We start from the raw sequence: 12,749 nt of genomic DNA on the forward strand, positions 1-12,749 counted from the left end.
TTTTTTCTTCGTTTCATATCCACGCCCCCCCCCCCCCGGGCCGCCCGCCCGCGGGGGCGGCCGCCCCCGCCGTCGTGACGTCGCGGCAGAGGTGGGTCGGCCGAGGCGACCTCAGCCCAGAGCGCGGGTGCTCTCGCGGAGGATCACCTCGCCGGTCACGACCTGGGCCCTGGCCCCCTCGTCCGGGGCGAGGGCCATCTCCAGCGCGCGGGCACCCATCTCCGCGAGCGGCAGCCGCACCGTGGACAGCGAGGGAACCAGGTCGCGCAGCGTGGAGATGTCGTCGAAGCCCGCCACCGAGACGTCCTCGGGGACGCGGATGCCCCGGTCCCTGAAGGCGGCCAGGGCACCCACCGCCATCACGTCGGTGACGGCGAAGACACACGTGACCCCGGACACCTGGGTGGCCGCCGAGTAGCCGCCCTCCCTGTCGAAGGAGCCGTGCAGGACACGCGGCGCGGGCAGGCCGAGCTCTTCGAGCGCGGCGGCGAACCCGGCCACCCTGTCCATGGACGCGATCAGCCGCTCGGGCCCGGCGAGGACGGCGAAGCTCCGGTGCCCCAGCCCGGCGAGGGCGCGGGCCAGCGCGGCGGCGCCCAGGCGGTTGTCCGGCACCACCGCGTCGACCCCGAGCAGGTCCTGGCCCACGCAGGCCGCCCGGCCACCGGTCTCCCGGTAGCGGTCGAGCTCCTCGCGGAGCTGCCGGGTCAGCTGCTCGTCGGCGATCCGGGAGCCGACCAGCAGCACGGCGCGGACCCGCTGCGCGTTCAGTGTCGAGACATAGGCGATCTCCCGCTGGGGGTCGCGGTGCGTGGTGCCGATCATGACCATCAGCCCCTGGTTCTCCGCGACCCGCATGGCCCCGTCGGCGATCGCGGCGAAGTAGGGGTCGGTGAGATCGTGAACGACCAGGCCGATCACGTTGCTGGCCCCCCTGGCGAGGGTCTGCGCGGCCACGTTGGTGCGGTATCCCAGCTGGGCGGCGGCCAGCTCCACCTTGGCCCGCAGGGATGCGCCCACCTGTCTGGTGCTGCCGTTGAGCACCCGTGACGCCGTGGCGAGCGAGACGCCCGCGTGCCGGGCGACATCCTCAAGCGTGACCACCGACAACCTCCCGGAAAGCGTTTTCCAAAGTCTGTCAGAGTTGTCGCCGTCCCGCATCCGGGACATGCCGCACCGGACCGCGCACCTTGGGGAACAACTTACCCACCTCGCGCGGGACCGGCCGCGCCAAACGTTGTTACCCACGAGTAGCATAGGGGGGAAGCCATCCAGCAACGAGGAGCGAACCCCGTGCCTTCGTCTCGTGACGTCGTATTCGTCGACGGTGTGCGCACACCCTTCGGCAGGTCGGGCCCCAAGGGCCTGTACGCCGAGACACGCGCCGACGACCTGGTGATCCGCGTCATCCGCGAGCTGATCCGGCGTAACCCGAATCTGCCTCCCGAGCGCGTCGACGAGGTGGCCATCGCGGCCACCACGCAGATCGGCGACCAGGGCCTGACCCTCGGCCGCTCCGCCGCGATACTGGCCGGGCTGCCCAAGAGCGTGCCCGGCTACTCGATCGACCGCATGTGCGCCGGCGCGATGACCGCGGTGACCTCGGTCGCCGGAGGCATCGCCTTCGGCGCCTACGACGTCGCCATCGCCGGCGGCGTCGAGCACATGGGCCGCCACCCCATGGGCGAGGGCGTCGATCCCAACCCCCGCTTCCTGGCCGAGCAACTCGTGGACGGCTCCGCCCTCGTCATGGGCATGACCGCCGAGAACCTGCACGACCGCTACCCCTCCATCACCAAGGAGCGCGCGGACGCCTTCGCCCTCGCCTCCCAGGAGAAGGTCGCCAAGGCCTACGCCGACGGCCGGATCCAGCCTGACCTGGTCCCGATGGCGACCAGGTCCGTCGAGAAGGGCTGGGGGCTGGCCACCGCCGACGAGGCCCCCCGCCCCGGCACCACGCTGGAGGGTCTGGCCGCGCTGAAGACCCCGTTCCGCCCGCACGGCCGGGTCACCGCGGGCAACGCCTCCGGTATCAACGACGGTGCCACCGGCTGCGTCGTGGCCGCCGCCGACGTCGCCGAGGAGCTCGGCCTCGCCCCGAAGATGCGCCTGGTCTCCTACGCCTTCGCCGGCGTGGACCCCGAGGTCATGGGGGTCGGGCCGATCCCGTCCACGGAAAAGGCGCTGCGCCTGGCCGGGCTCTCCATCTCCGACATGGGACTGTTCGAGATCAACGAGGCCTTCGCCGTACAGGTGCTGGCGTTCCTCGAGCACTTCGGCATCGCCGACGACGACGCCCGGGTGAACCCCTACGGCGGCGCCATCGCCTTCGGCCACCCGCTGGCCTCCTCCGGGGTGCGCCTGATGACGCAGCTCGCCCGCGAGTTCGGTGAGCGCCCCGACGTCCGCTACGGCATGACCACGATGTGCGTCGGCCTGGGCATGGGTGGAACGGTCATCTGGGAGAACCTCAGCTGGGAAGGTAACAAGTGACGGACATCAAGGAACTCTTCGCCGACGAGATCGTCACCCGGGCGACGGTCCACGACGTGGAGCTGCCCCAGGGTGCGGGCACCATGGCCCTGATCACGCTGGACAACGGCTTCGACCACACCAAGCCGTCGACGTTCGGCCCCGGGGGGCTGACCTCACTGGGCGAGGCCCTCGACGCGATCGCCGGGCGCGGCGACCTGGCGGCCGTGGGCGTCGTCGGCAAGCCGTTCGTCTTCGCCGTCGGCGCCGACCTCAAGGGCGCCGCGCTGGTCTCGGAACGGGACCAGGCGCTACAGATCGGCCGGCTGGGCCACGAGGTGTTCCGCCGCCTCGGCGAGCTGGACGTGCCGTCGTTCGCGTTCGTCAACGGCGCGGCCATGGGCGGCGGTCTGGAGATCGCGCTGCACTGCACGTACCGCACCATCTCCTCCGGTGTGCCCGCCGTGGCACTGCCGGAGTGCTTCCTCGGCCTGGTCCCCGGCTGGGGCGGCACCCAGTTGCTGCCCCGCCTGATCGGGCCGGCCGCGGCCGTCAAGCTCATCATCGAGAACCCGCTCTCGCAGAACCGCATGATCAAGGGCAGGGAGGCGTTCGGGCTGGGGGTCGCCGACGCGATGTTCGAGCCCGCCGACTTCCTTGAGGAGTCGCTGCGCTGGGCCTCGGCGGTGCTGCGCGGCGACGTCACCGTCTCCCGCGCCGACCACACCGCCGAGGACTGGTCCAAGACCGTCTCCGACACCCGTTTCCTGCTCGACATGAAGCTGCACGGCGCCTCCCCCGCCCCGTACCGGGCGCTGGAGCTCCTCGAGCTGGCCCGCACCGCCACCCGCGACGAGGGCTTCGCCGCCGAGGACCGGGCGCTGGCCGACCTCCTCATGGGCGACGAGCTCCGCGCCGGCCTGTACGCCTTCGACCTGGTGCAGCGCCGGGCCAAGAAGCCCGCCGGAGCCCCGGAGGCGGCCCTGGCCCGCAAGGTCACCAAGGTCGGCGTCGTCGGCGCGGGCCTGATGGCCTCGCAGATGGCACTGCTGTTCGCCCGCCGCCTGGAGGTCCCGGTCGTGCTGACCGACCTGGACCAGGCCCGGCTGGACAAGGGCGTGGGCTACGTGCACACCGAGATCGACAAGCTGCTCGCCAAGGGCCGCGTCTCCGGCGACCAGGCCAACCGGCTCAAGGCCCTGGTGACCGGCTCGCTGACCAAGGACGCGTTCGCCGACGCCGACTTCGTCATCGAGGCCGTGTTCGAGGACATGAAGGTCAAGCAGAAGGTGTTCGCCGAGGTGGAGGCGGTCGTCTCCGCCGAGTGCGTGCTGGCCACGAACACCTCCTCGCTCTCGCTGACCGAGATGGCCTCGGGGCTCCGGCACCCCGAGCGCGTCGTGGGCTTCCACTTCTTCAACCCGGTCGCGGTGATGCCGCTGCTGGAGATCGTCCGAGGGGAGCGGACGGACGACGCGACGCTCGCCACGGCCTTCGCCGTCGGCCGGTCGCTGAAGAAGTCGTCGGTGCTGGTCAAGGACGCGCCCGCGTTCGTGGTCAACCGCCTGCTGACCCGCTTCATGGGCGAGGTCATCGGCGCCGTCGACGAGGGCACCCCGCTGGAGCTCGCCGACCACGCGCTGGACGGGCTCGGCCTGCCGATGACCCCGTTCGCGCTGCTGCAGCTCGTCGGCCCGGCCGTGGCACTGCACGTCGCCGAGACGATGCATGAGGCGTTCCCGTCCCGCTACGGGGTGTCGGAGAACCTCGCCCGGCTGGTCGCGGCGGGTAAGCCGGGTGTCTACGCGCCGGACTTCTCCCTGGACCCCGAGGCGGTGGCCCTCTTCGCCGGGGGCACCTCACCGTCCACGGCCGAACAGGTCCGGCTGCGGGCGCTGCGGGCCCTGGCCGAGGAGATCCGTCTCATGCTCGACGAGGGTGTGGTCTCCGCTCCCCAGGACATCGACCTGTGCATGATCCTCGGCGCGGGGTGGCCGTTCCACCTGGGCGGCGTCACCCCCTACCTCGACCGCGAGGAGATCTCCGAGGTGCGCTTCCTGCCGCCTGGCGTGGCCTCGGTGCCCGCCTGACGCCCCCCTTTCCCGGTGTGGCTCCCCTGTCTCGCGACCGTCGCGGGACGGGGGAGCGCGTCACCGTGTCGCTGCCCGCCGCTGCTCCGACAGCCTGCTGTGCCGGTAGCCGTAGCCGATGTAGATCAGGAACCCGAGGAGCATCCACGCCCCGAACCTGATCCAGGTCTCCACCGGCAGGTTGAGCATCAGGTAGAGGCAGGCGAGCACCGACAGGACGGGCACCAGCGGCACCAGCGGGGTACGGAAGGAGCGGGGCAGGTCGGGACGGGTGCGGCGGAGGATGACCACTGCGATCGAGACCACCGCGAACGCGAAGAGCGTGCCGATGTTGACCAGTTCGGCGATCGTGGACAGCGGCACCAGCCCGGCCAGGACCGCGACGACGGCACCCATGATGATGGTGATGACGTACGGCGTGCGGTACTTCGGATGGACCTTGGCCAGCCCGCTTGGCAGCAGTTCGTCGCGGCACATGGCGAACATCACCCGTGACATGCCCAGCATGAGGATCATCACGACGGCCGTCAGGCCGACCAGCGCGCCGACGCTGATCAGCGACGCGGCCCAGGTCTGGCCGACGGCCTTGAACGCGTCGGCCAGTGGCGCCGCCTCGCTGAGTTGACGGTAGGGCTGCATGCCGACCACGACCAGCGAGACCGCGACGTAGAGCACGGTGCAGACACCGAGTGAGGACAGGATGCCGATGGGCAGGTCCCGCTGCGGGTTGCGGGTCTCCTCGGCGGCGGTGGCGACCACGTCGAAGCCGATGTAGGCGAAGAACACGACCGCCGCGGCGCTGAAGATGCCCAGCACCCCGTACGCGACCGGGGTGATGCCGAACAGTACCTGGATCAGCGGCGCGGCCAGCCCCTCCACCGCGGGGGTCGCCTTGGACGGCGGGATGAACGGCGAGTAGTTGGCGCCCCTGACGAAGAACAGCCCCGCCACCACGACCAGCAGGATCACCGCGAGCTTGATCGTGACGATGATCAGGTTGAACCGGGAGGACAGTTTGATCCCGAGGACCAGGACCCCGGTGAGCAGCAGCACGACCAGCGCGGCGGGCAGGTTGAACACCGCCCCCTCCCCCGCGATCACGCCGGGCAGCGGGACCCCCAGGGACGCCAGCAGCGAGGTCAGGTACCCCGACCAGCCGACCGCGACGACCGCGGAGCCGAGCATCATCTCCAGCGTCAGGTCCCAGCCGATGATCCAGGCGGGCAGCTCGCCCAGGGTGGCGAAGGCGAAGGTGTAGGCGGACCCGGCCACCGGGACCGTGGAGGCGAACTCGGCGTAGCAGAGCGCCGCCAGCGCGCAGACGATCCCGGCGGCCACGAAGGACAGCGCCACCGCGGGCCCCGCCGTCTCCCTGGCGACCCGGCCGGTGAGCACGAAGATGCCGGTGCCCACGATGACGCCGATACCGAAGACCGTGAGGTCCAGCGCGGTGAGATCCTTGCGCAACCGGTGTTCCGGTGCCTCGGTGTCCGAGATCGACTGCTCCACCGACTTGACGCGAAGAACACCCACGATCCCTCCTGATGCGCCGGTGGTCACCCTTGCCGACGCATCAGGTCATGCCCAGCGGATCACCGCCTGAACGGCGGAGCCGAGGATGTTTGGAAGGGAGGTGTGGTCAGCCGGCCGGCTCGTTCTCCAGGGCCGGAGAGCGCTTCGCGATCGCCTCGGTGACCTGCCGGGCGATGTCCTGCGAGGTCAGGCCGATCTCGCTGAGGATCTTCGCACGCTTGGCGTGGTCGAGAAAGCGCCGCGGGATGCCGTAGGTGCGGACCGGGACGTCGACGTCGGCGTCGCGCAGCAGGCGGGCGACCGCGTCACCCACACCGCCCACCCTGCCGCTGTCCTCGACGACCACGACCAGCTTGTGGTCGCGGGCGGCCGCCACCAGGGCCTCGTCCAGCGGCTTGACCCAGCGCGGGTCGACCACCGTGGCGGAGATCCCCTGGGCGTCGAGCAGGTCGGCGGCCTCCAGGCACAGCTCGGCCATCGGCCCCACGGAGACGAACAGCACGTCGGCGTCGCCCCCGCGCAGCACGTCCATCTCGCCGAGGCGGCCGACCGCCTCGATCTCGACGGCCACCGGGCCCTTGGGGTAGCGCAGCACCGTCGGGCCGTCGTCGACCTTCACCGCCTCGGCCAGCAGCTCGCGCAGCCGGGGCTCGTCGCGGGGAACCGCGATCGACAGGCCGGGGACGACCTGCAGGATCGACAGGTCCCACATGCCGTTGTGGCTGGCGCCGTCGTCGCCGGTGACGCCCGCCCGGTCGAGCACGACCGTGACGGGGAGGCGGTGCAGGGCGACGTCCATCAGGAGCTGGTCGAAGGCCCGGTTCAGGAAGGTGGCATAGACGGCCACCACCGGGTGCAGACCACCGAGCGCCAGGCCCGCGGCGCTGGTCAGGGCGTGCTGCTCGGCGATGCCGACGTCGTAGAGGCGGTCGGGATAGGCCTCGGAGAACGGGATCAGGCCGGTCGGGCCGAGCATCGCGGCGGTGATCGCCACGATGTCCTGACGCTCGGCGCCCAGGCGCACCATCTCCTGGCCGAAGACGTTGGTCCAGCCGTGCGGTTTCGGCTTCTCCTCGCCGGTCAGCGGGTCGAAGACGCCCGGCGAGTGGAAGCAGTCCTCGTCGTGGTTCTCCGCCGGGGAGTAGCCGAAGCCCTTCTTGGTGAGCACGTGCACGATGACCGGGCGGCGGAAGTCCCTGGCCCTGCGCAGCGCGGACTCCACCGCCTGCTCGTCGTGGCCGTCGACCAGCCCGATGTACTTCAGGCCGAGGTCCTCGAACATGACCTGCGGGGCCAGGACGTCCTTGATGCCCTTCTTGACGCCGTGCAGGGCGTCGTAGACGGGAGCGCCGACCACCGGGACCCTGTTCAGGCTGCCCTTGACGAAGTCGAGCATGTCCTCGTAGCGCTGGGTGGTGCGCAGCGAGGCCAGGTGGGAGGCGAGCCCGCCGATGGTCGGCGAGTAGGAGCGGCCGTTGTCGTTGACCACGATGATCAGCGGCAGGTCCTTGCGCGCCGCGATGTTGTTGAGCGCCTCCCAGGCCATGCCGCCGGTGAGCGCCCCGTCTCCGATCACCGCGACGACCGTGCGCTCCGCCTCGCCCCGCAGCCGGTACGCCTTGGCCAGGCCGTCGGCGTACGACAGCGCGGTCGAGGCGTGCGAGTTCTCGATGATGTCGTGCTCGGACTCGGCCTGGCTGGGGTAGCCCGACAGGCCGCCCTCCTGGCGGAGCGTGTCGAACTGCCCGGCCCTGCCGGTGAGCATCTTGTGGACATAGGCCTGGTGACCGGTGTCCCACAGGATCCGGTCACGCGGCGAGTCGAAGACCCGGTGCATCGCGATCGTCAGCTCGACGACACCCAGGTTGGGGCCGAGGTGGCCGCCGCTGCGGGCCGTGGAGGCGATCAGAAGGTCCCTGATCTCGGTGGCGAGCAGTGGCAACTCGTCCACCGCCAGCAGCTTGAGGTCCCCTGGCCCCTTGACCGACTCCAGAAGACTTCCAGGCTGCCCGGTCCGCTCGCTCACGGAATCATCCCCTCTGTCCAGTGACCGTCACGACGAGTCTAGTTCGGTTGGCAGGCGCTGCCCTCCCGGGTGAAAAAACTGCACGGTTTATATACAGTTGCCCTAACCTTTCCCTCACCATGAACCCCCTCCCCTCCAGGCGACAACTGTCACTGATCGTGGCCTTCCTGGTATTCGCGGCGGTGGCCACGGGAATCGTCATCGCCGTCCCCTACGTCACCCCGGCGATCCTTCCGGCGGTCACCCCTGCGCCCGTTCCCTCCCCCGCCCTTACCTCCACCCCGGCCCCCGGCAAGGCCCCCGCCAGGGGCTCGGCCGTCAAGGAGCGGGCCGCGCCGCAGGGCCGCGCCGCCGCGACATCAAACCGCCTCTACCGCACCGGCTCGATGCCGGTCACCAGATGTTCGGCGGGGACGATCCGCGCGGGGAGCGCGGCCTCCTACCGGACCTTCATGACTCGGATCACCCAGTGCCTGAACCGCTCCTGGAAGACCCAGTTCTCCAAGGCGGGCCTGTCCTTCTCCAGGCCCAGACTGCGCTTCTCCACCTCCAAGGTGACCACGCCCTGCGGCCGGTGGCCCAGCAGCGCGGGCGGGTTGTACTGCTCGACCAACAAGACCATCTACATAGGGATCACCCGCCAGGTCCTGCGGAACCCCTACGCGGCCAACCACGCCCAGTTCATGGCCCACGAGTACGCCCACCACGTGCAGCACCTCGCGGGCATCATGGACTACTACGCCAGGAGCGTCTGGTACGCGAAGGCGGCCACCAAGCTCTCCTACTCCCGCCGCCTCGAACTGCAGGCCGACTGCCTGGCCTCCGTCTTCCTGCGCCAGATCGCCGACGACCTGCCGGTCGAGCAGGCGCAGTGGGAGGCGATGGTCGGCTGGGTCAACGCCAACGGTCACAAGAACTGGCCCAAGAACGACCACGGCAAGGGCCGCAGCCAGGCCTACTGGATGGAGCGCGGCTTCGACTCCGGCTCCCCCTCCGGCTGCAACACCTGGTCCGCCGCCACGGGCCGGGTCGCCTGATCGCCCGTCGGTCCCGGAGGGAACCGGTGCAAACCCCACTGGGTCCCGCCGCCCGCGGCCGTACCCTCAGAGCTTGGCCGCCTAACAGCTTTACCCGGTGTTCTGCCTGCCACCGGCTGCGGCGGGTTCCCCGGCGACGCCCAGGCGCTCTGCTGCTCCAATCACTTGCACGGGCGTCCTCGCCGAGGTGACCGGACTGTTCCTGTTCCAGCCGCCGGCGCGGGTCAGGAGCCGGCGCGGGCGAGGACTTCCAGAGGGTCGGCGAGGACCTGGGAGAAGGCCAGCTCGGCGGCGCCGACCAGGGTGGCGTCATCACCGAGGGCCGAGGTGCGCAGGCGCAGGTGCTCACGGGACGGAGGCAGGGCGTCGAGGGCGAGACGGCTGCGGACCTGGGCGGCGGAGCCGAGGTAGATCTCCCTGAGCATGCCGCCGAACACCACCATCTCGGGGTTGAAGATGTTGACGAGGTTGGCGACGCCCAGGCCGAGCCAGTCACCGACGCGGCTCAGCGCGGCCTGCGCGACGACGTCACCCCGGTCGGCGGCGTCGACCACGGCGCGGACGGCGTCCCTGCCGACCTGGGGACCGAAGCGACCCGCGGCCTCAAGAAGGGCACGCTCGCCGACCTCCGCCTCCAGGCAGCCGAGCGAGCCGCACCCGCAGACGCGACCCTTGTCAGGGTTGACGATCATGTGCCCGACCTCGCCGCCGAAACCAAGGTGACCGCCGAGCAACTGTCCGTTGGCGATCACACCGCCGCCGATGCCGACGTCGCCGTGCAGGTAGACGAGGTCCCGGCAGCCGACGCCGACACCCCGGGTCTGCTCGGCGAGGGCGGCGAGGTTGGCATCGTTGCCGACCGTGACCGGCAGGCCGAAGGCCAGCCGGCGGGTCATCTCCTCGGCGAACGGCACGTCCTCCACGGTGGCCATGTTGGGCCCGAACCTGATGCCTCCGTCATCGCGGCCCACGCCACCGGAGAAGGCCGCCGCCACCCCCACGCACACCGTGTCGGGCCGGGTCCTGCGGTGCATCTGCCGGGCGAAGGCGGCGAGCGGGCCGACGATCTCCTCCAGGGAGAAGGCACCGCGCCTCCGTACCGTCTCGCGACGGTCGAGGATCGTGCCGCCCAGGCCGACGCGGGCGGCGACCATCCGGTCGACGCCCACGTCGAAGGCGAACACGTAGACCCGCGCCGACTCGGGGCGGACCACCAGGGAGGGGCGCCCGGCCCGGCCGGTCTCCCTGGGAAGTTCCTCCCTGACCAGGCCTGCGGCGGTCAGGTCGGCGGTGAGGGCCATGATGGTGCTGCGGTTGAGGCCCATCCGGTTGGTGAGCTCCGCGCGCGAGGTGGGGCCGCTCAGATGGACGTGGCGGAGCAGGGCGCCAAGATTGTGGCGCCTGATCTCCTCTTGGGAGGGGCCTGCCCGCATGACGAGGGGTTCCTTCGGTGGATCGGAGTCGCTGATCACCTTAGACCAGTGGCGGCCGCCCGCTTGCGGGAGAGCGCGTCCACCATGGCGGCCAGCAGCAGCACCGATCCGGTGACCATGAACTTGACGCCGGAGCTGTAGCCCATCAGGCCCATGCCGTTCTCGATGACCGCGACCACCGCACCGCCGAGGATGGCGTCGAGCACCCGGCCCTTGCCACCGAACAGGCTGGTGCCGCCGATGACCGCGGCGCCGACCGCGTACAGCAGCACGTTGCTGCCGCCGGTGTTCGGGTCGACGGAACTGGCCCGGGAGGCGGCGATGACGCCGCCGATCGCGGCCATGGAGGAACAGATCACGAAAGCGCTGATCTTCATCCGGTCGACGTTGATGCCCGCCCGGCGCGCGGCCTCGACGTTGCCGCCGACCGCGTACAGGTGACGTCCGTACGCCGTGCGGCGCAGCACGAACGTCAGGACCAGCAGCAGCACCACGATGATGGGCACCACGAGCGGCACGCCCGCCAGCGAGACGACCGCGGCGTTGCGGCTCCGCTCGATGTTGAGGAAGTAGACGGCGAGCCCGCCGAGCAGCGCGAGGGCGCCCACCCGGACCGCGATCAGTGAGACCGGATCGGCGGTCAGCTCCCGGGCGGCACGCTTGCGGGCGCGCAGCAGCTGGAGACCGGCGTATCCGGCGACCCCCACGGCCAGCAGGATCCAGCCCAGCGCGGGCGGGAGGTTCTTGTTGGCGATCGCCAGGATGGTCTCGTCCCGGATGGCGATGATGGTGCCGCCCTTGACCAGCAGCAGCACGAGCCCCTGGAAGGCCAGGAAGGCGGCGAGCGTCACCACGAACGACGGGATGCCGAGTTTCGCGACGATGGAGCCGATCCCGGTGCCGATCACCACGCCGGTGAGGATGGCCGCGCCAACCGCCACGTACCAGGGCAGTCCCTGGCTGCTGAGCAGGATCGCGAGCACCGCGGCGCAGACACCGCTGGCGAAGCCCGCCGACAGGTCGATCTCGCCGAGGAGCAGCACGAAGACCAGGCCCATGGCGATCACCGTGACCGCGGCGCCCTGGGTGAACAGGTTGGCGAAGTTTCCGGCGGTCAGGAAGGACGGCCGGAGGATGGCGAAGATCGTGCAGAGCACCACGAGACCGAACACCGCCGGCAGCGCGCCCATGTCACCGCCGCGTACCCGCTCGGCGTAGCCGCGGACGTTGCTCCTGATCGAGGGGGCCTCGGGTACGCGCTTCGGGGAAATCGTGGCGGTCATACGGTGGCTCCGTTGGTGAGGCCGAGGTCCCCGCTACGGCCGGAGGTGATCAGTTCGACGACCTGCGCGTGGGTCACGTCCGAGGTCTTGACCTGGGCCGCCATCCGGCCCAGGTAGAGGGTGGCGATCCGGTCCGACACGGCGAACACGTCGTTCATGTTGTGCGAGATCAGCACGACGGCCAGGCCCTGGTCGGCCAGGCGCCGGACCAGTTCGAGCACCTGCGCGGTCTGGGCGACGCCGAGCGCCGCCGTCGGCTCGTCGAGGATGACCACCTTGCTGTTCCACAGCACGGCCTTGGCGATGGCCACCGTCTGGCGCTGGCCACCGGAGAGACTGGCGACGAGCTGGCGGATGGACTTGACGGTCCTGACCGACAGGCTCTCCAGGGTCTTGGCCGCCATCGCCTCCATCGTGTCCTCGTCGAGGACGATGCCTCGCCGGTGCTCACGACCCAGGAACATGTTCTGGACGATGTCGAGGTTGTCGCAGAGCGCGAGGTCCTGGTAGACGATCTCGATGCCCAGCTCGGCCGCGTCGCGCGGGCTGCCGATCCGGACGGGCTTGCCGTCGAAGAAGTACTCGCCGGAGTCGATCGGGTGGATGCCGCCGACGCACTTGACGAGTGTGGACTTGCCTGCGCCGTTGTCGCCGACCAGCGCGGTCACCTCTCCGGCGTAGGCGGAGAAGGCGACGTCGTGCAGGACCTGTACGGGACCGAAGCTCTTGTCGATCCCGCGGAGTTCCAGTGCGGGGGTCATGGGGTTGTGCTCCCTGTGTTCATTTCGCGCGGCGAAGCTCGCGCGGCTCGGGCGCCTGCGGGCGGTGTCCTGCCCCGTAGCCGGAATGGACGACTCACCTGCCGCGTCCCTCCG

At 70.5% G+C, this 12,749-nt stretch carries 9 protein-coding genes; 3 read left to right on the forward strand and 6 right to left on the reverse strand.

From position 1 onward, the window contains the following. Positions 1 to 111 precede the first annotated feature (111 nt). On the reverse strand, positions 112 to 1,104 hold the full coding sequence (locus ABZU75_RS23245) for a LacI family DNA-binding transcriptional regulator (RefSeq protein WP_355557757.1): 993 nt from the start codon (positions 1,102 to 1,104) through the stop codon (positions 112 to 114). Positions 1,105 to 1,293: 189 nt separating this feature from the next. Here ABZU75_RS23245 and ABZU75_RS23250 point away from each other — a divergent pair, with 189 nt between their 5' ends. After that, positions 1,294 to 2,493 (forward strand): thiolase family protein, encoded by a 1,200-nt coding sequence (locus ABZU75_RS23250; protein WP_350917104.1) that lies wholly within the window; start codon positions 1,294 to 1,296, stop codon positions 2,491 to 2,493. Beyond that, entirely contained in the window at positions 2,490 to 4,562 is a 2,073-nt protein-coding gene (locus ABZU75_RS23255; RefSeq protein ID WP_355557761.1) for a 3-hydroxyacyl-CoA dehydrogenase NAD-binding domain-containing protein, read from the forward strand. The genes ABZU75_RS23250 and ABZU75_RS23255 overlap by 4 nt, the downstream gene beginning before the upstream one ends. 60 nt (positions 4,563 to 4,622) lie before the next feature. On the opposite strand, the gene ABZU75_RS23260 is transcribed toward ABZU75_RS23255, so the two are convergent. Both ABZU75_RS23260 and dxs read right to left on the reverse strand, forming a co-directional pair. After that, positions 4,623 to 6,095 carry an amino acid permease gene (locus tag ABZU75_RS23260; protein WP_355557764.1) on the reverse strand — a complete coding sequence of 491 codons (1,473 nt, stop codon included), beginning with the start codon at positions 6,093 to 6,095 and terminating at the stop codon, positions 4,623 to 4,625. 106 nt (positions 6,096 to 6,201) lie between these two features. Then, positions 6,202 to 8,121 carry a 1-deoxy-D-xylulose-5-phosphate synthase gene (dxs, locus tag ABZU75_RS23265; RefSeq protein ID WP_355557766.1) on the reverse strand — a complete coding sequence of 640 codons (1,920 nt, stop codon included), beginning with the start codon at positions 8,119 to 8,121 and terminating at the stop codon, positions 6,202 to 6,204. A 119-nt stretch (positions 8,122 to 8,240) separates the two neighbouring features. Here dxs and ABZU75_RS23270 point away from each other — a divergent pair, with 119 nt between their 5' ends. Next, positions 8,241 to 9,158: a neutral zinc metallopeptidase gene (locus ABZU75_RS23270; RefSeq protein WP_355557769.1), complete on the forward strand. Its 918-nt coding sequence runs from the start codon at positions 8,241 to 8,243 to the stop codon at positions 9,156 to 9,158. Positions 9,159 to 9,382: 224 nt separating this feature from the next. On the opposite strand, the gene ABZU75_RS23275 is transcribed toward ABZU75_RS23270, so the two are convergent. The 3 genes from ABZU75_RS23275 to ABZU75_RS23285 are packed head-to-tail and all read right to left on the reverse strand — an operon-like array spanning position 9,383 to position 12,635. After that, on the reverse strand, positions 9,383 to 10,591 hold the full coding sequence (locus tag ABZU75_RS23275; RefSeq protein ID WP_355557771.1) for an ROK family transcriptional regulator: 1,209 nt from the start codon (positions 10,589 to 10,591) through the stop codon (positions 9,383 to 9,385). Between the two features lie 35 nt (positions 10,592 to 10,626). Next, positions 10,627 to 11,874: an ABC transporter permease gene (locus tag ABZU75_RS23280; RefSeq protein ID WP_355557774.1), complete on the reverse strand. Its 1,248-nt coding sequence runs from the start codon at positions 11,872 to 11,874 to the stop codon at positions 10,627 to 10,629. Beyond that, positions 11,871 to 12,635 (reverse strand): ATP-binding cassette domain-containing protein, encoded by a 765-nt coding sequence (locus ABZU75_RS23285; protein ID WP_350917127.1) that lies wholly within the window; start codon positions 12,633 to 12,635, stop codon positions 11,871 to 11,873. Before ABZU75_RS23285 ends, ABZU75_RS23280 begins: the two co-directional genes overlap by 4 nt. Positions 12,636 to 12,749 lie beyond the last annotated feature (114 nt).

The sequence above is a fragment of the Streptosporangium sp. NPDC005286 genome (genome assembly GCF_040607515.1).
Taxonomy (GTDB): Bacteria; Actinomycetota; Actinomycetes; order Streptosporangiales; family Streptosporangiaceae; genus Streptosporangium.